The following is a 17,847-nucleotide window of genomic DNA, read 5'->3' as shown; positions in this document are numbered from 1 at the left end:
AACATAGCACTTTTTTGCTCATTTGATTTTTTAACATAGTCTACGTTGCGTAAGTTACTCAACGTCAGCTACTTTGACGACGGTTTTACCAAAGTTCTCGCCATTTAACATGCGTACAAAGGCATTTGGAGCCTCATCTAGACCCTCAGCGACGTATTCTTTGGTCTTTACAGCGCCTGACTCTACCCATTTGCTCATCGTTTTGAGGAACTCGGGGAAGTGGTCACCGTATTCTTCGTGAATGATAAAGCCTTTAATTGTTAAGCGATTGCTTAGTACATGGCGGAATAATAGACCCAAACGATCTTTTCCGTCAGGTAGTTCAGTGGCGTTGTATTGTGAGACCAGACCACATACTGGAATACGAGCATGAGCATTTAATAAAGGTAGGACTGCGTCAAATACTTTACCACCGACGTTTTCATAATAGATATCGATACCATCTGGGCAAGCAGCTTTTAGTTGCTCGGCAAAATCGTCCGCCTTGTGGTCAATACAGACATCAAAGCCTAATTCATTGACAGCGAAGTCGCACTTGTCTTTACCACCAGCGATACCGACAGTGCGTACGCCATATTGATTACCAACTTGACCAACCGTTGCACCAACTGGACCTGTTGCTGCAGCGACGACCAGCGTCTCACCTTTTTGTGGTTTACCGATATCCGTCAACCCCATATAACCAGTAAAGCCTGGCATACCCAACACACCTAAACCATAAGAGGGGTTAGCCATTTCTTTATCTAGTTTCAGTACGCCTATCCCATCACTGACGCTATAATCCTGCCAGCCTGAATTTGATACCACCAGATCACCAACGGCAAATTTATCAAGGTTAGACTCTACGACTTGAGCGACCGTACCACCGACAATGACGTCGCCAACGTCTAGCGGATCAGCGTAGCTTTTAGCATCGCTCATACGTCCGCGCATATACGGGTCTAAGGATAAATAGACAGTACGTAGTAGCATCTCATTATCATTAGGCGTTGGTATATCAGTAGTCACGAGATCAAAGTTTTCAGCTTTTGGTTCACCATGAGGGCGGCTAGCCAATTTAATTTGACGGTTTGTTTTATCATTTTGTTGTTTATCAAAGCTCATTTTGTGCTCCTTGTGCTCATTATTATTTTAAGATTTTAGAGTAGTAGCCACTCACTATGAACGGCTACTATATTTTTTACGACTACTAGGTTTATAACTACTAAGCGGCGCTGGTTAACGAACGCTCTAAGATACGACGTGATACTTCTAAGTCATTGTTACCATGTTCGCCCAGTTTTACCATATTATGCGCCTCTAACTGCTTAATGACTGGGTCAATCGCAGACTCATCTAGTTCAGCGTCTGCTAAGCTAACTGGCAGACCAAGGCTACGGAAGAAGTTCTCAGTCTTAACAATAGCAGTCTCAATGATGCTATCGTCGTCTTGTTTGGTATCAGTATTGCTATCGATAGCCCAGACGTTACGCGCGTATTGAAGCAATTTGTCTTTTTTACTGTTTTTTAGCTCGCGCAAGACTGATGGCAATAAAATGGTAAGGGTACGAGCATGATCAATGCTATGTAATGACGTGAGCTCATGACCCACCATGTGTGTCGTCCAATCTTGTGGTACACCCGTGCCAATTAGGCCGTTAAGTGCCATGGTGGCTGTCCACATAATATTCTTACGGGTCTCTAGATTCTCAGGATCAGCTTTAACCGCTGCGCCTTCTTCAATCAGAATTTTAAGTAAGCTCTCAGCGAAGGCATCTTGTACTTTTGCATTGACTGGATAAGTCAGGTATTGCTCCATCACATGGACAAAGGCATCAGCAACACCATTCATTACCTGACGTTCAGGTAGAGTGAGCGTCTTAGTCGGATCTAAAATTGAGAATTTAGGAAAGGCGAGTGGATTACCAAAAGGTAGTTTGGCTTGACGTTCGCTGTGATTGACCACGCCGCCTGAATTCATCTCTGAGCCCGTTGCTGGAATGGTCAGTACTGCGCCCAAATCAATTGCTGAGTTGATATTTCTGGTGTAGCTGGTGAGCGCATCCCATGCTTTTTTACGTGAGACTGTGCCATCTTGGTCAGTGAGTGACGATACGAGCGCGACAAACTTACTACCATCTATGACTGAACCACCGCCAACCGCTAATAGAAAGTCAATGTTATGCTCATTCACCATATCAGCGGCTTTAAGCAAAGTATTAAATTCTGGGTTTGGTTCAATACCACCGAACTCAAAGACTTCGCGATTTCCGCTCGCTGATAACGCTTTTCTGACTTCATCTAAAGTACCTGTGCGTTCAGCTGAACCGCCACCATAGGTGATGAGTACTTTGGCATCGTTGGGTACCAAATCTGCTAATTGTTCGATTTGGCCTTCACCGAAGACGATACGTACTGGATTGTAATATTGAAAGTTTTTCATAAATTTCCTAGGGAACATCGAACAAAATTGTCAAATATTTTAAATTTGAAAGAACGGTTGTTTTTCAACTATGGCTATTGTATATAAATTAGACCGGTCGTCTAGTAATTTTTACAAAACGCTCTCATAAATAAATTATATCGTCTAATCCTTTTATACTTTAACTAAGTGTCAACTGATCACTGAATGTACCGTTAACGACCCAGTTGTGACGTAGTCATTTGCCATACTTCTGCCAGTGGCGTATTGGTCTGACTGATCTTGGCAACGAGGCTCGCGCCAATCCAAGCAAAGTACCAGCGCTTGGCCATACTCTCAGCTGCAATGTTATCAGGCTTTGGTACTGAACCATCACTCCAGCCTGCTTTAATCTGCTCTGCCAGCCATGTAATAGTCTGCTGATAGCCTGCGTTTAACGCAATGCGCATAGGTTCTGATATATCAGCGACTTCTGCGCTGAGCTTTACGACCAAGCATTTTTCGTGATCGCAGCCATTTTGCTGCGTGTCATACCACCCTTGAAAATAATCATAAAGCTTTTGCTGAGCGTTATTATCTAAAGCGCCAATAGTATCAAGACGCACTTTATAGTTTTCAAAGTAATGGCTGATAATCGCTTCACCAAAGGCTTCTTTTGAGGCAAAATAATGATAAAAAGAGCCTTTGGGTACGCCTGCGGTATCTAATATCTGCTTGATACCAACTGCGCTAAAGCCCTTCTTTGCAAGTATCTGATAGCCAATCTCTAACAGATGATCCTTGGTATCTACTGATTTTGCTTTGGAGGTAGTTGTTGACAGTTTATTATTTGGTTGCGTGTTAATTGTAGACATAAAATATATGTCCTCCATAAAGTGGTATAAGCAAAGAATAAGAAAGCGTTACGTTTTTTCAACAGTATTGGATATAGAATTATTCTTATTTTTAAATCCCTTATGATACCATTAGACCAGTCGTCTAGCAAATTAGATTCAATCGATATAGTATATGAGTTGATAAGAATAGATGTTTATCTGATGCTAGTCTTTTAAAACAATTACTTAAATAAGGATTTATATGTCAAACAATAATAATACGCAGAATATTTATGGCGATTTTGACCGTCAATTCATTGCTGGAGAATGGATCGAGGGTCAAGATAATAGTGTCAATACCGATACTAACCCTTTTAATGGTGAGACTTTGGTAGAGATCCAGCAGGCGACAGAAGATCAACTTGATGAGGCTTATCAAGCGGCAAGCAAAGCGCAAGTTGAATGGGCGAAAAAGACGCCAGCTGAGCGTGCAGGGCTACTATACAAAGTCGTTGAAGTGCTTGATCAGCGCCAAGATGAGATCGTTGATTGGCTTATCAAGGAGTCGGGCAGCACCCGTATCAAAGCGATGGTAGAGTTTGGGACTGCGCGTGCTATCACTCTAGAGGCCGCCACGATGCCAAATCGTGTGCATGGTGAGACTCGCCCATCCAAAATTCCTGGTAAAGAAAGCTTCGTCTATCGACAGCCTATCGGCGTTATAGCGGTAATTAGTCCTTGGAACTTTCCGTTTCATTTAACCCAGCGCTCGATTGCACCTGCTATTGCGCTTGGTAACGCAGTTGTGCTCAAACCAGCAAGCGATACACCAGTCACAGGCGGCTTGTTACTTGCCAAGATATTTGAAGAAGCAGGGTTACCTAAAGGTTTGCTCAATGTCGTTGTCGGCGCAGGTAGTGAGATTGGCGATGCTGTGGTCACTCATGATGTACCAAGACTTGTATCATTTACAGGCTCGACGCCTGTAGGCAAGCATATCGGCGAGCTGGCAAGTAGTGGTAAATATCTCAAAAAAGTAGCGCTAGAATTGGGCGGTAATAATCCATTTGTGGTGCTCAAAGACGCCAACCTAGATAACGCGGTAAAAGCGGCGGTCTTTGGTAAATTTTTACATCAAGGGCAGATCTGTATTGCCATCAACCGTATCATCGTTGAAGACGCCATTTATGATGACTTCGTCTCGCGTTTTACTGAGCATGCCAAAACGTTAAAGGTGGGTGATCCTAATAGTGAAGATACAGCTATTGGTCCTATTATTAATAAAGACCAGCTCGAGTCGTTACAGGATAAAATCGCGAAAGCGGTCGATGAAGGCGCTAACCTGATCATCAGTGGCGAGATTGAGGGTCAACTGGTGCCGCCTCATGTGTTTACTGAGGTCACGGCTGATATGGATCTGTTCCGTAATGAAATATTTGGACCACTCGTAGGTATCATACGTGCCAAAGACGAGGACGAGGCACTAGCACTTGCCAACGATACTGAGTACGGCCTATCAAGCGCTGTATTCACCGAAGATATGCAAAAAGGTCTGCGATTTGCGCGTGGTATCAAAGCTGGCATGACTCACATCAACGACATTACGGTAAACGATGAGAGCAATGCGCCCTTTGGCGGTGAGAAAAATTCGGGTCTTGGTCGTTTTAATGGGGAGTGGATACTAGAAGAGTTCACTACGTTGCACTGGATATCAGTTCAGCATGAGCCGCGCGATTATCCGTTTTGAAAGCACTTTTAGGTACTGATTGCTTTATCGTTAAACTTTACTATATTCAAATAAAGAGACCGCTACGATAGCGGTCTTTTTTGCTTTAGGGCTACTTTAAAGTAAAACCTAGCATAACCTCAATATCTTTCATAGTCATTCGGCGTACCAAAGCTTGCTCTTCAACAGAGAGGCGATTGGTGTGCTCTTTTATCATCAAATGGATACTACGGGCAATCTCAGAGGTGGTTGCATAATACATTTGTGGTTCATCGCGGGTTAATTGTTGCAAGAAGCGATTGACTATTTTGCGTTTTTTTACAGGATCACTGTCTTCGTTCATGTCATTCTCCTAGGTATCCATCATCTAATCACTCGCGCTCTTTTTAGTCAATACTTAGGTAAAAAATTGCAACAATTCACATGCCTTATACGGTGTTTTTTGATTTTACTATTATAGTAATTAAAAAGAGATATTTGAATACTAAAGGATAAGTATGACAAACGAGCAGGCAAGGGATGAGTCAGATAATAAAGTCGTATTAATGCTGTTTCATAATGATTTGCGAGTATATGACAATCAAACTTTGTGTACTGCTGCCAGATTAGCTGATAATGGATGTTTACTGCTCGCTTACGCATCGAAACTCGCTGACAGCGTAACGCCAAACTGGGGACAGGCTTATCACTTTGCTAAGAAGGGTTTGGCGCGCCAGCAATTTTTGACGGAGAGTTTGGCAGATTTGGATGCATCGCTTCAAGATTTAGGCAATAGACTGCTATATCTAAACGAAGAAAGTGTTCATCAAGATTCAAGTGCTACGCCATTGTCCGAGCTTATTGAAACGCAGCAAGTGAGCGATATTTGTGTCAGTGACAGCGCAGATTATGCTCAGAACTTAGCTTATAAGGCTCTGCAAGATAGATACCCTCATATCAAATGGCACTGCGAATCAACCGCGACGCTTTTTAAGTCTATGCCAACCAAAGAGCTACCCAAAAGCTTTACTCAATTTCGCAAAAAAGTAGAGTACGAGCATGATTTATTAAGTGCTCATAAGGATCTTGTAATCAGTCAAACGCCTGCTAGATTACCGCCTGTACCTAAAACACTAAGTAGTAGCGATTATGTCTTTGAGCCCAAAACCTTTGATGACTCTGTGCAGTTAGAGCCGAACTTTAAAGGCGGAGAAGGGCAAGCATTAGCGCACTTAAACGTCTACTTTGAGTCAGATGCGCCAAGTGATTATAAGGTTACACGTAATGCTCTTGATACTTGGGGTCATTCAACCAAGTTCTCGCCATGGCTTGCCAATGGGAGTTTGTCGGTCAAGGTTCTATTAAACCGTTTGCGTCAGTATGAGCAAGAAGTGGTCGCTAATGACTCAACCTATTGGATATGGTTTGAGCTGTTATGGCGCGAGTATTTTTATTGGTATGGCGTCATTCATGACAAGGATTTGTTTTTATTTAAAGGTATCACCCAGCAATCGCCGTCTAATCGTCACAATAAACAGCGCTTTGAGCAGTGGCAAAATGGCGAGACCAAGTATCCGATTATCAACGCCTGTATGAAGCAGCTAAATAGCACCGGTTACATGTCCAATCGAGGTCGCCAGCTGGTTGCCAGCGCTTTTATTCATGAGTTGGGACTAGATTGGCGCTATGGTGCGACCTATTTTGAGCAGCAGCTGATCGACTATGACGTCAGCAGTAACTGGGGCAATTGGCAGTACCTAGCTGGTGTTGGCGCTGATCCTAGAGGCTGTCGTCAGTTCAATCTAAAAAAACAAACGCAGCAGCACGATCCAGATGGCGTGTTTATGGATAAATGGTTGTCTTAAATAGTTTTATTCGTGCAAATAACTTACAAGTATCAATTATGAAAAAGCCTAGTCCTTATCTTACTTTTGCAGGTACGATCCCATTTATCGCTTGTGCCATCATGATTACTTTGGGTATCGATGCGGTCATCGCGCTTGGTACGACTGCCGAGATTCTATCCGCTTATGGACTTGTCATCGCCTCTTTTATGGCAGGTGCGCATTGGGGCAATCATGTAAGTCTGCTAGATAATAACCCTTGGGCAGTTCGATTGCCTATATTTAGCAATATTATCGCGCTGCTCTTGTGGCTAGGGTTCTTAACCTTATCGAGTGTTGGATTTATCTGGTTACTGATCAGCGCATTTATCGCTTTATTGGTCATTGACTATGGTTTAAGAGATGCTCAAATTATCACTGCTAATTATCTAAAAGTTAGAAAATACGTGACATTAATAGTAGTGATCTCTTTAGTGCTGTCGGCGCTACAATTATAAGGAGTCATTAAGAGCTAAACCTTGCTAAGGCAAGGAGGATAAATCTCAAATAAGCGACGATACACCGTTGTTTACTTTATAACATTCATTTAAAATGAATCTTTGAAGATAATTCTATAAACTTCATTTTAAGCAGACAGTTATGCAATCTATCAACTTACCTAGCAAGCCACCAAGCTCGCCTCATCCTATTCTGAATTTGAGCTTTCGCATTTTCTTTAGTGCAGCAGCGGTGTTTGCCGTAGTGATGATGATGCTATGGTCATTTGTGTTCACCGGTCATACCGATATCGATGCGCAGGTTCTAAATCCGCTGTATTGGCACGGTCACGAAATGATTTATGGCTATGCTTTAGCAGTGGTTGCGGGGTTTTTGCTGACAGCGGTCAAGACTTGGACAGGGGTGATGATGCCGCATGGCTACCAGCTGCTCAGTATCTTTAGCTGTTGGTTGCTGGCACGTTTGTGCTGGCTTGCCTTTGGCCTGGGTATGACAATGGCGGGCACGAGTATATCGTTGTTATATGTCGGCGCTGTGTTTGATTTATTGTTTATGATTTTGATGGCTTACGCAATTTTTCGAGCCGTACTGCAAGTCAAGCAGTACAAGCAAATGGGTATTTTAGCTAAACTGGCGCTATTAACCTTGGGCAACGCCTTGTGTTATTGGGGTATTATCAGTGCAGACATGAATACGACTAGAGTAGGGGTCTACTTAGGGTTTTACTTAATTATCGGTTTGGTGTTGACCATAGGTCGGCGCGTGGTGCCTTTTTTTATCGAGCGTGGTCTGAGCGTGACCAATGATAAGGGCACTAAAGAAACTGTCGCCTTACGTAATAGCAAAGTGCAAGATATCGCCAGTCTTTTATTCTTTTTAGCCTTTTTTATCGTGGATGTATTTTATCCTAACAAGTACTTGCTGACGGTCACCGCGCTTGGTGTGGCAGTGGTCAATATCGTACGTCTAATCGGTTGGTATCACCGCGGGATTTGGCAAAAGCCATTGCTCTGGTCGTTATATATTGCCTTTACGGGTATGTGTTTGAGTTTTTTGTTGTACGCATTGCAGCCTTGGCTTGGGTACGCGCATAGTATTGCGATGCATGGCCTTGCGATTGCAGGGGTTGGTATGATGACGGTAGCGATGATGACGCGGGTAGCGCTTGGGCATACGGGACGCAATATTCATCAGCCGCCCAAAACTGTGCCTATCATGTATGGTCTGATGGTACTGGTATTTGTGAGCCGAGTACTATTACCGCTTACGGATATGAGTCATTATCTGCTCTGGATTATGATCGCTCAAAGCGCGTGGATTGCCTGCTTTGTGCTATTTTGCATAAGTTATCTACCCATGCTTGCTCGTCCTAGACCTGATGGGTTATTTGGGTAACAAGGTTTGAACAATAAGGTTTGAGCAATGATGTTTGAACAATAAGACTGGTAACATTTAGTAGGATACATGATGCGACTGACCAACTATAGTGATTATGCGCTGCGCTCTTTGATTTATTTAGCAGTCAAGTCTGAGCCTGATGTGCTTACCAACATCAGTGATATCGCCGGCAGCTATGATATTTCTAAAAGCCATTTGACCAAAATTATTCATAAGCTAGGACAGATGGGTTATATAGAAAGCGTGCGCGGTAAAAACGGCGGAATCAAGCTGGCTGCCGCGCCTAAAGACATTAATTTAGGGCTGTTGATTAAACAGATAGAGCCTGATTTTGAGTTAGTCGAGTGCTTTGCTACGCCAGCCAACAGTGATAATAGAGAGCCGCGCACGACAGGTTTGCCAATCACCCTTATCAATGAAGAGGTCGATAAATCTGTAGGCTGCGTGATTACGCCAGTATGCGAGCTCAAAGGGGTGTTTTTTGAAGCATTAACGGCGTTTATTACGGTTCTTGAAAAATATACTTTGGCAGATATTATTATCAATAAAGATAAGCTTGCGACTTTATTGTTTTGAGACTCTTTAAATTTTAATCACTTTATAACCTAGTACTCATAAAAAAGAGAGCTCCCATATTGATAGCTCTCTTTTTTTGGTATTTAACTTATATTAGTTACGCCTTTTCAAGCTTAGGGCGGGCTTTGCTTACTGCCTTTAATAATGCTTTTTCAAAACCGCCCACCTCAAACTTAATCAAGTTTGAATGTGCCGCACAAAAGTTGCTGACATCGCGCCACTCGTGAGCAATATCGGTTGCCCAATCACAGAACTGCTTGCCTGCATCAGGCTCATCTTTGAGTGCTTTTTTGGTGGTTGGATGTAGCATAAGCTCTGGCAGTATCCCCTCCAATAACTTGTGCGGTGGACTCATAAAAGTGTCATCGACATGCAAGCTTTGACTGGCAGGATGATAGGCGAGTAAGGAGCCTGCATGGATCATCTCATTGGCTGAGATATAATCGATACCGCGCGGCATAGAGAACTTGAGCTCAGGGTAACGCTGTGCGACGGCATCGCTCTCGACTAAATCCTCGCTCCAATTGATCTCAGGGACTTGTTTGCTATGGCGGCTACTGCCATAAAATATCGCTTGCGGAAAGTCTTTTGCCATACGCTCGCAGTGTATGGTATGGAACGGATGCAAGTTTAAAACAGCCTCGACATCTGCGCCTTTGTTAGTCAGCGCCATGACTTGCTCGCGTACCTCTTCGGTTAAGGTATAACTGTCCAAAAAGATAAAGCGTCCTGACTCAAGCTTAATGAGTGAGCACTGAGTACCAATGTTCAGCACGCCGCCAATCCGAAAGCTGCCTCTAATGTTCCAAAATCCTGCGCCTAAATCGATTATTTTATCTGACATACGGTTTGCTCCTTTATATATGAATTTTAAAAATCATTACCAAAAATTGTTTGGAGAGTATGACTGACTCTAAATGACAAGTCTGTTATAGAAAAGATATGAGTTTGTAGAGAAGTCACGCCCTAGTGATTAAAAAGACCATCGATAATGATAGTCTTTTTGATTATTAAGTATAAAGCTTAGCTATTAGCCCTCAAGCTCTGGTCGAGCTCTCTCTAAGGTCGCTAGGAGTGCCGACTCAAATTGACCGTCTTCAAAAACGACTAAACCTGAGTGCGCGCCGCAAAAGTTACGCACCTCGCGCCAGTCGCGAGCGAGCTGCGCTACCCAATCGCCATACTGTTTGCCTGCGTCAGGCTCCTCTTTGAGCGCTTTGATAGTCGTTGGATGAAAGTCTAAGTCAGCTTGTACCTCATTAAAACGCTTTGACGGCGGGATCTCAAAAGTATCATCCACATGTATCGTTTGACTAGCAGGGTGAAAGACAAGTAACGAGCTGGCATGAACGCTATCATCAGGAGCAATGTAGTGAATGCCCTTGGGTACAGAAAATTTTAGCTCAGGATAGCGTTTGGCCACCGCATCACTTTCAACCAAGTCCTCTGACCAGTCGACTTTGGGCGCTTGTTCAGGATGGCGGCTACTGCCATAAAACGTTGCCTGCGGAAAATCTTTTGCCATCTGCTCACAGTGCACAGTATGAAAGGGATGCACGTTTAATACGGCTTCAACGTCTGCGCCATCGTTAGTGAGCGCCATGACTTGCTCGCGTACCTCACCAGTTAAGGTATAGCTGTCTAAAAAAATAAACTTCCCTGATGCTAGCTGTATTAACGAGGTCTGATTGCCTATGTCGATGATGCCGCTTCTGACAAACGAGCCGCGAATGCTCCAAAATCCTGCGCCTAAGTCGTGTATTTGATCTTTCATAAATAGTGCTCCTTAAATTGTGTGTGGGTATTGCTACTTACAAATTGTATTTGTTTACTAGCGCTACAAAATTACAAGCACTGTGCATAATCATAAGCTGAGATGCGAGGGCTTAGACTGTAGTCCTTATTGCCGCATAAAAACTGATTAAAACGCTTATCATTGTTTAGATAGCGCTGCATCCAAGCGATACTAGGTGTGCTCAGTAGTTTCTCGTTAAAGCGGTAGCTGGGACAAAAATGACTGGCGTTATTGACCTCGATTTTCATCTTAGGCCCCGCCGCATGGTTATAAAAAATATTAGTATATTTCTCATTACGGGCGATACGGTCATTTTGACAAGCGATAATTAGGGTAGGCGTCTTTATTGTGCCGTAGTCCTTATCATAATAAGGCGCTGCAGGAATAATAGCGCGAATGGCATCACGCTCGCCTGCTAGTTTTAGCGTCCCGCCGCCGCCCATTGACCAGCCGATAGCACCTAAGCGATTAGGGTCTATTATCGATCCTACTGTACTATCAGCAATAACATGATCAAGCGCGGCGCTTAACTGATCAGCTCGGCTGTCGGGTTTGTCGTAGATAGAATGCGTATTGATAGTAATAACAACAAAGCCCCAAGACGCCAGACGCGGTCCCCACCATTTAATAGAGGACTCATAAGACACGTAACCGGGTACAACGGCAATCGCCGCCAAAGGCCCGCAACCATTGGCATCAATCGGATAGTGAATCGTACCGCCGCCAAAACCTTGTGCACGCTTGCGCGGTACACGTTTGGTCATCACCGTAAAAGGGCCGTTGCCTCGAGTCTGCGTCATGTTATCCGCGCTGATCTCACTATCAGCAATACAAGCAGCTGATCCTGCAATCGATGACTTAAGCTTAGCGTCCATTGGACTAGGCTCAACATCCATTAGATTGAGCTCAGCGTCCATTGGACTTTGAGTATAAGCGGTCATAGTGCAAACAAAAGCCGCTACTAAAATGGTGGCTTTAAGCTTGAGCGAGTATGTAATCATTTGAGCGTTCTTAGTAAGGGCTGCACGGTTTTGGGCGCACATATCATTTTATTAAGCAAAATAATAACAGACATACTTTTGTAGTGCTGAGATGCTTACGTCTTTAATACGTGAGCTCACACGAGCAAAGCTTGCACTATGCTACTATGGCGCGCTTATAGCATTGGCTGTAAAAGTCTCGCTACGGCTCTATATTCTCACCCTATTCCTTGTTGGCGATTCAACTAGCAAGTCCTTTATTATCGATAACAATTTGAGTGCTCGCGTGAATCAAACTCGTCATGATATCCAGCTGCAAGATAATTCTAAGCGCATTGAGTCACCATTAAATCCGCAATCAGACTCGCCGTCACTGATTCTAAAGCTGACGATTGGGCTTATCGGAGTCTTTGCATTTTTGCAAGTGTATTCCATCCAAGCCATCTTGCCGGTTCTTATGATTGAGTTTGGTGCAAGTGAGGTACAGCTTGGCATGGTGGTTGGCGCTACCGTTTTGGCGATCGCGATCATGTCGCCTTTTTTGGGTATGCTCTCTGATGCGATTGGGCGCAAATCACTTATCGTTGGGGCTCTGTTATTTTTAGCGATACCAACAGCATTAATCGCGCAAAGCCCTAGTATTGAATGGATGGGCGCATGGCGATTTATGCAAGGATTGTCTGTACCTGGCATCACCGTGGTGATTATCGCCTACATCGGTGAAGAGTTTGAGAGCCGCGCTATGGCGGAGCTGATGTCTTTTTACGTCTCAGGCTCAGTGCTTGGCGGCTTTATGGGCCGATTTGTATTGGGGCATTTAGATGAGATGATCGGCTGGCGCGCCGCCTATTATTCGATGGCACTCGTGACCCTGACTGGTGCGCTATGGGTAGGCAAAATGCTACCTGCCTCGCGTCAGTTCGTCGCTAACCCAAAGTTTCGCTCCGCTATGCAAACGTTAGCAGCGCATATGACAGACCGTTACGTAGTCACCGCTTGTATGCTTGGCGCTTGCGTACTCTTCTCTTTGGTTGGCTGTTTTACCTTTATCAACCTATACTTGGCAGATTATCCCTATGCGCTCAGTAGTAGTGAGCTTGCCAATATATTCACGGTGTATCTGATAGGCGTCATCGTCACACCTATATCTACTACTTTGTTACGACGCTTTGGCGCGGCGCGAACGGTGCGAGTAGCGGTTGTCGCTTCTATGATAGGAGTGCTATTGACATTATTATCACCGCTTTGGGGCATTATCGTTGGCTTAGCAATCATGTCAACAGGGGTATTTATAACTCAGTCAGCGACGATAAGCTACATTGCGGTCAATGTAAAACAAGGTCGCTCACTAGCATCAGGGCTATATTATATGAGCTACTATGCTGGCGGGACATTGGGCGCATGGCTGTGCGGCTTGGCATATGCTAGTGGTCGATGGTCGAGTACTGTCTGGCTGTTGTTATTTGTGCAACTACTTGGGTTACTTGTCGCTATATTTGGTATGGTCAAAACCAAAGCGCCTGTGCGTAGCGCTTCACATAACTAAAAACATGTTTACGCAAGCTGCCTTTACATCAACTAAGTTTTTTCATAGCATGATATTAAACCTGATTTTTGTAATAACTGACTTTTATAATAACTAGTCTCTAGTTTGAACCATTTAATCCACCTATCACTTTTGTATTAAAACAACAAGGATGTCTCATCTATGTCAAATCATTATAATAGCGCCCCTTTAGCCTACGACTATCCACTTATCATCAAACAGCTGTTAAACCGCGCCAAGACCGTCTCACAAGACCAAGAGATTATCTACGCTGACAAGGCGCGTATGACTTATGCCGATCTGTTTGCGCGTATCAATCGCCTAGCAAATGTGCTTGCTGATCTCAACCTTAAGGCAGGCGATGTTATCGCAGTTATGGACTGGGACACGCATCGCTATCTTGAGTCTTATTTTGCGATACCGATGTCTGAGTATGTTCTACAAACGGTCAACGTACGCCTGTCTCCTGAAAAAGTGCTGTACACCATCAACCATGCCAAACCCAAAGTGCTCATGGTGAATTCTGAATTTGCAGCGCTAGTCAAAGACTATCAGTTCGAAAACTCAAGTATCGAGCATATCATCTGGCTCGATGACAACGGCATGACCGTCGAGGGCGTATTTGGTGACAATCAAAGCCGCGTCGCAGGCGAGTACGAGTCACTGCTTGAGACGGCAAGCCAAGAGTTTGACTTTCCAGATTTCGATGAAAACACTATTGCTACCACCTTTTATACCTCAGGCACGACAGGTGACCCTAAAGGCGTATTTTTTAGTCATCGTCAGCTGGTGTTACACAGCATGGCAGAGGCGGCAACGCTCGGTATGCTACCTGATAAGCAAGGCGTCAGTTACGGCGATGTCTATATGCCAATGACGCCGATGTTCCATGTGCATGCTTGGGGTTTTCCGTTTACTGCAACCATGGTCGGACTCAAACAAGTCTATCCGGGTCGTTATGCCCCTGATATGCTGCTGGATTTAATTATCAATGAAAAGGTCAGTATCACTCACTGCGTGCCGACTATTTTGCAAATGGTACTGGGCGAGGCGCAAGAGCGTAACGCTAGCTTTAATGGTCTCAAGATGATCATCGGTGGCTCAAAGCTCACTGAAGGTCTAGCAAAATCTGCTCTAGCACAAGATATCGAAGTCTACACAGGCTACGGGATGTCGGAGACCGCGCCGCTAATTAGTTTGACCGAATTTAGCCTGGACGAGCCTGAGATGAATGAGGATGAAGACGTCGCGCGCCGCTGCATGGCAGGTAAGCCTGTGCTCATGGTGGATGCTCAGGTATGGAGCGAGAGCAACCAATCGGTTGGTACAGGCAAAGACAAGACTGGCGAGCTGGTACTACGCGCGCCTTGGCTGACGCAAAGCTACTTTAAAAATGATGACGCAGGTACGGAGCTGTGGGAAAACGGTTATATGCACACTCAAGATATCGCCTATATGCGAAATGATGGCTATATCACTATAACCGATCGTCTAAAAGACGTCATCAAATCTGGCGGCGAGTGGATATCATCGCTTGAGATTGAGACAATTTTATCCTTGCACCCTGCAGTCGCTGATGTGTCGGTCATTGGCGTACGAGATAAGCAGTGGGGCGAGCGTCCGATGGCACTAATCGTCCTCAAACCTGATGCCAAAGACACCAGTAGTGACGATATCAAAGCAGTGGCCGAGCAAGCGGTGGAACGCGGTATCATTCCAAAATATGGTATCCCTAGCGAGTTTAAGTTTGTAGATGATTTACCTAAAACCTCAGTGGGTAAACATGATAAAAAACTCATGCGTGAGCAATACGCTGATCAGACAGGTATCTGATGATTTTAACCTTATTGTAGTCTTTATATTTGAGAGTTGACCTTTGTAGATGGCTCTGCTACATTTTAAACCGATACATAACGTATCGGTTTTTCTATTTTTATGATTAAAATAATGATCAATTTAATAAATAACATAGATCGTTAAAGTATTACTCTATAGTTCTTTTAAAACAAAGTTATAGTTATGACAATAAATTTCTTTCTCTAAGCTAAGGATAGCATTATGAATGAGCAAGACACTCCTACAACCTCTCAGCAAGCCTCTAGCGCTCAAGTCTCTAGCGCTATAGATACTAAGCTAACTTTTGCTGACGTCTACAAAAACTCCATCGATAATCCCAGTCAGTTTTGGGCTGAGCAAGCAAAGCGCATTTACTGGCATAAAGAGCCTGAGCAGATCTTAGATGATAGCAATTTGCCTTTTACCCAATGGTTCGTCGGCGGCGAGACCAATCTATGCTACAACTGTGTCGATCGTCACCTAGAAGACCGCGCTGAGCAAGACGCTTTTATTTGGCTCTCGTCAGAAATTAACCAAGAGCTGATGGAGACTTACCCAAATGTGGAGCAAGCCTTTAGCGACTTGGGTAACAATGTTGAATTCTATACCGATTACACCAAACGCCGCTTGACCTACAATGATCTATATAAAGAGGTCAATTATTTTGCGGATGTGTTGCAGCGTCATGGTATCGGCAAAGGCGATCGGGTTATCATTTATATGCCGATGATATTGGAGGCCGCTTATGCCATGCTAGCTTGTACTCGTATCGGCGCGATACATTCGGTAGTGTTTGGCGGTTTTGCTGCGCATAACTTAGCGATACGTATGGATGATGCTGAGGCAAAAATGCTCATCACCGTTGACGCCGGTCTGCGTGGTGGTAAAGTTATCAATTATAAAAACTTAGTGAATCAAGGCGTCGAGCAAGCGATTCACAAGCCTAATCATGTCTTGGTCGTGAGTCGCGGCATACTGCCGTTTGAAGCGCAGTCCATAGACGTCGATTACGCCACCGAGCGCCGCATCAGCTGTCAGGCTAATGCTATCGTCGATCCTGTATGGCTTGAGTCCAATGAGCCGTCGTACTTACTCTATACCTCTGGCACTACAGGGACACCCAAAGGGGTACAGCGCGACACAGGCGGTCATGCGGTCGCGCTTACCACCTCTATCGATTATATCTATGATGGCAAAGCGGGCGAGACCTTTTGGACCATATCGGATATCGGCTGGGCTGCAGGGCACTCGTATACTATATATGCGCCATTGCTTGCTGGCATGAGTAGCGTGATGTACGAGGGTCTACCGCATCGTCCCAATCCTGGTATCTGGTGGCGTATCGTTGAAGCCAATAAAGTCAATATTCTATTTACTGCGCCCACAGGCGTACGTATGCTCAAAAAACAAGATGAGACGTGGATGACGCGCTACGATGTCTCAAGCATTAAGTCCTTCTTTTTAGCAGGTGAGCCGCTTGATGACTCTACTGCCGATTGGTTAAGCAAGCATTTAGGGGTTCCGATTTTAGATCATTACTGGCAAACCGAGTCAGGTTGGCCTATCCTCTGTCATACGCCAAAATTCGATCACAAGCCGCACAAAAAAGGCTCGCCGGGTTATCCCATGTATGGCTACAATGCGCATATTATCAACGAAGAAACAGGTGAGCCTTGCGCTGCAGGAGAGAAGGGTTTACTCGCGATTAGTGCGCCGCTACCGCCCGGCTGCTTGACGACGGTTTGGCAAAATGACAAGCGTTTTGTCAGTAGCTACTTTAATCTGTTTAATGGAAAGGAGTACTCCACCTCAGATTACGCGGTAGCAGACGAGGATGGGTACTTTTATATCCTAGGTCGCACCGATGATGTCATCAACGTCGCAGGTCACCGTATCGGCACTCAAGAGATTGAAGAGGCGATCAGCACTCATCCTGAGATGATTGAGTGCGCTGTGGTTGGCATCCATGATGAGCTAAAGGGCGAGCTGCCTATTGCCTTTTGCGTCATAAAAGACCATAGCTTAACCGAATCGACCGAAAGCCGTTTTCGGTTAGAGCAGCAAGTCATCGGTGCTGTTGTCAAATCACTTGGCGGTATCGCAAGACCTGCCGCCGTATACTTCCCGCAAGCATTACCTAAGACGCGCTCAGGCAAGATATTGCGCCGTGCTATACGAGCGCTTGCAGAGAATAAACCGACAGGAGATATGTCGACACTTGACAACCCGCCTGCAATCGACGCAGTTAAGCAGTCTATGAAAGATTATTGATTGCGCTATCTATTGTCACAGCATCAGTAATGGCTTAGCTAAAAGCTCATGTTTACTCATGAGCTTTTTTTAACAAGGTTTTAATTGAGAAGACGCCCTAGGTCATAAATCTTTGACAAAGCGCTTGACCCTAAAATTGATTTGTTGTTATAGTCAATAACGATACGTAATAAATCATTTTA

15 protein-coding genes are annotated in these 17,847 nt (G+C 44.5%); 8 read left to right on the top strand and 7 right to left on the bottom strand.

Features of this window, described 5'->3' with window-relative positions; genetic code table 11:
• Window positions 1–54: 54 nt before the first annotated feature.
• From ACTXGE_RS02100 to ACTXGE_RS02090, 3 genes are all read right to left on the bottom strand, one after another.
• Window positions 55–1,104 carry an NADP-dependent oxidoreductase gene (locus tag ACTXGE_RS02100; RefSeq protein WP_443541560.1) on the bottom strand — a complete coding sequence of 350 codons (1,050 nt, stop codon included), beginning with the start codon at window positions 1,102–1,104 and terminating at the stop codon, window positions 55–57.
• 100 nt (window positions 1,105–1,204) lie between these two features.
• Window positions 1,205–2,422 (bottom strand): iron-containing alcohol dehydrogenase, encoded by a 1,218-nt coding sequence (locus ACTXGE_RS02095; protein ID WP_443541559.1) that lies wholly within the window; start codon window positions 2,420–2,422, stop codon window positions 1,205–1,207.
• Window positions 2,423–2,616: 194 nt separating this feature from the next.
• Window positions 2,617–3,255 carry a TetR/AcrR family transcriptional regulator gene (locus ACTXGE_RS02090; protein WP_443541557.1) on the bottom strand — a complete coding sequence of 213 codons (639 nt, stop codon included), beginning with the start codon at window positions 3,253–3,255 and terminating at the stop codon, window positions 2,617–2,619.
• 223 nt (window positions 3,256–3,478) lie between these two features.
• On the opposite strand from ACTXGE_RS02090, the gene ACTXGE_RS02085 reads away from it, so the two are divergent.
• Window positions 3,479–4,963: an aldehyde dehydrogenase family protein gene (locus ACTXGE_RS02085; RefSeq protein WP_443541555.1), complete on the top strand. Its 1,485-nt coding sequence runs from the start codon at window positions 3,479–3,481 to the stop codon at window positions 4,961–4,963.
• A 91-nt stretch (window positions 4,964–5,054) separates the two neighbouring features.
• Here the strand turns inward: ACTXGE_RS02085 and ACTXGE_RS02080 are convergent, their stop codons facing one another.
• Window positions 5,055–5,285 carry a hypothetical protein gene (locus ACTXGE_RS02080; RefSeq protein WP_317199324.1) on the bottom strand — a complete coding sequence of 77 codons (231 nt, stop codon included), beginning with the start codon at window positions 5,283–5,285 and terminating at the stop codon, window positions 5,055–5,057.
• Between the two features lie 154 nt (window positions 5,286–5,439).
• Between ACTXGE_RS02080 and ACTXGE_RS02075 the strand changes: the two genes are divergently transcribed.
• From ACTXGE_RS02075 to ACTXGE_RS02060, 4 genes are all read left to right on the top strand, one after another.
• The gene (locus ACTXGE_RS02075; RefSeq protein ID WP_443541553.1) at window positions 5,440–6,786 is read left to right on the top strand and encodes a DASH family cryptochrome; all 1,347 of its coding nucleotides are present in this window, start codon (window positions 5,440–5,442) and stop codon (window positions 6,784–6,786) included.
• Between the two features lie 38 nt (window positions 6,787–6,824).
• Window positions 6,825–7,262, top strand: a complete 438-nt coding sequence (locus tag ACTXGE_RS02070; protein ID WP_443541551.1) for a DUF3429 domain-containing protein — start codon at window positions 6,825–6,827, stop codon at window positions 7,260–7,262.
• A 142-nt stretch (window positions 7,263–7,404) separates the two neighbouring features.
• Window positions 7,405–8,658 (top strand): NnrS family protein, encoded by a 1,254-nt coding sequence (locus ACTXGE_RS02065; RefSeq protein WP_443541550.1) that lies wholly within the window; start codon window positions 7,405–7,407, stop codon window positions 8,656–8,658.
• Window positions 8,659–8,730: 72 nt separating this feature from the next.
• On the top strand, window positions 8,731–9,237 hold the full coding sequence (locus ACTXGE_RS02060) for an Rrf2 family transcriptional regulator (RefSeq protein WP_443541723.1): 507 nt from the start codon (window positions 8,731–8,733) through the stop codon (window positions 9,235–9,237).
• A gap of 97 nt (window positions 9,238–9,334) precedes the next feature.
• Here the strand turns inward: ACTXGE_RS02060 and ACTXGE_RS02055 are convergent, their stop codons facing one another.
• From ACTXGE_RS02055 to ACTXGE_RS02045, 3 genes are all read right to left on the bottom strand, one after another.
• Entirely contained in the window at window positions 9,335–10,081 is a 747-nt protein-coding gene (locus ACTXGE_RS02055) for a hypothetical protein (RefSeq protein WP_317199328.1), read from the bottom strand.
• 186 nt (window positions 10,082–10,267) lie between these two features.
• Entirely contained in the window at window positions 10,268–11,011 is a 744-nt protein-coding gene (locus ACTXGE_RS02050; RefSeq protein ID WP_443541548.1) for a hypothetical protein, read from the bottom strand.
• A gap of 71 nt (window positions 11,012–11,082) precedes the next feature.
• The gene (locus ACTXGE_RS02045; RefSeq protein ID WP_443541546.1) at window positions 11,083–12,033 is read right to left on the bottom strand and encodes a dienelactone hydrolase family protein; all 951 of its coding nucleotides are present in this window, start codon (window positions 12,031–12,033) and stop codon (window positions 11,083–11,085) included.
• Between the two features lie 91 nt (window positions 12,034–12,124).
• On the opposite strand from ACTXGE_RS02045, the gene ACTXGE_RS02040 reads away from it, so the two are divergent.
• The 3 genes from ACTXGE_RS02040 to ACTXGE_RS02030 all read left to right on the top strand — a co-directional run bounded on the left by ACTXGE_RS02040 (window position 12,125) and on the right by ACTXGE_RS02030 (window position 17,665).
• Window positions 12,125–13,558 carry an MFS transporter gene (locus ACTXGE_RS02040; RefSeq protein WP_435950870.1) on the top strand — a complete coding sequence of 478 codons (1,434 nt, stop codon included), beginning with the start codon at window positions 12,125–12,127 and terminating at the stop codon, window positions 13,556–13,558.
• Between the two features lie 162 nt (window positions 13,559–13,720).
• Window positions 13,721–15,391, top strand: coding sequence for a fatty acid--CoA ligase (locus ACTXGE_RS02035; protein WP_443541544.1), 1,671 nt, complete (start codon window positions 13,721–13,723; stop codon window positions 15,389–15,391).
• A 225-nt stretch (window positions 15,392–15,616) separates the two neighbouring features.
• Window positions 15,617–17,665, top strand: coding sequence for a propionate--CoA ligase (locus ACTXGE_RS02030; RefSeq protein ID WP_443541542.1), 2,049 nt, complete (start codon window positions 15,617–15,619; stop codon window positions 17,663–17,665).
• Window positions 17,666–17,847: the final 182 nt, after the last annotated feature.

Source organism: Psychrobacter sp. T6-4, from assembly GCF_052258425.1.
Classification (GTDB): Bacteria; Pseudomonadota; Gammaproteobacteria; order Pseudomonadales; family Moraxellaceae; genus Psychrobacter.
This window is presented reverse-complemented; position numbering and strand designations above follow the sequence as displayed.

Coding starts and splice junctions, on each gene's coding strand:
- ACTXGE_RS02100 (WP_443541560.1), bottom strand. CDS start 1,104: ATGAGCTTTGATAAACAACAAAATGATAAAACAAACCGTCAAATTAAA.
- ACTXGE_RS02095 (WP_443541559.1), bottom strand. CDS start 2,422: ATGAAAAACTTTCAATATTACAATCCAGTACGTATCGTCTTCGGTGAA.
- ACTXGE_RS02090 (WP_443541557.1), bottom strand. CDS start 3,255: ATGTCTACAATTAACACGCAACCAAATAATAAACTGTCAACAACTACC.
- ACTXGE_RS02085 (WP_443541555.1), top strand. CDS start 3,479: ATGTCAAACAATAATAATACGCAGAATATTTATGGCGATTTTGACCGT.
- ACTXGE_RS02080 (WP_317199324.1), bottom strand. CDS start 5,285: ATGAACGAAGACAGTGATCCTGTAAAAAAACGCAAAATAGTCAATCGC.
- ACTXGE_RS02075 (WP_443541553.1), top strand. CDS start 5,440: ATGACAAACGAGCAGGCAAGGGATGAGTCAGATAATAAAGTCGTATTA.
- ACTXGE_RS02070 (WP_443541551.1), top strand. CDS start 6,825: ATGAAAAAGCCTAGTCCTTATCTTACTTTTGCAGGTACGATCCCATTT.
- ACTXGE_RS02065 (WP_443541550.1), top strand. CDS start 7,405: ATGCAATCTATCAACTTACCTAGCAAGCCACCAAGCTCGCCTCATCCT.
- ACTXGE_RS02060 (WP_443541723.1), top strand. CDS start 8,731: ATGCGACTGACCAACTATAGTGATTATGCGCTGCGCTCTTTGATTTAT.
- ACTXGE_RS02055 (WP_317199328.1), bottom strand. CDS start 10,081: ATGTCAGATAAAATAATCGATTTAGGCGCAGGATTTTGGAACATTAGA.
- ACTXGE_RS02050 (WP_443541548.1), bottom strand. CDS start 11,011: ATGAAAGATCAAATACACGACTTAGGCGCAGGATTTTGGAGCATTCGC.
- ACTXGE_RS02045 (WP_443541546.1), bottom strand. CDS start 12,033: ATGATTACATACTCGCTCAAGCTTAAAGCCACCATTTTAGTAGCGGCT.
- ACTXGE_RS02040 (WP_435950870.1), top strand. CDS start 12,125: ATGCTTACGTCTTTAATACGTGAGCTCACACGAGCAAAGCTTGCACTA.
- ACTXGE_RS02035 (WP_443541544.1), top strand. CDS start 13,721: ATGTCAAATCATTATAATAGCGCCCCTTTAGCCTACGACTATCCACTT.
- ACTXGE_RS02030 (WP_443541542.1), top strand. CDS start 15,617: ATGAATGAGCAAGACACTCCTACAACCTCTCAGCAAGCCTCTAGCGCT.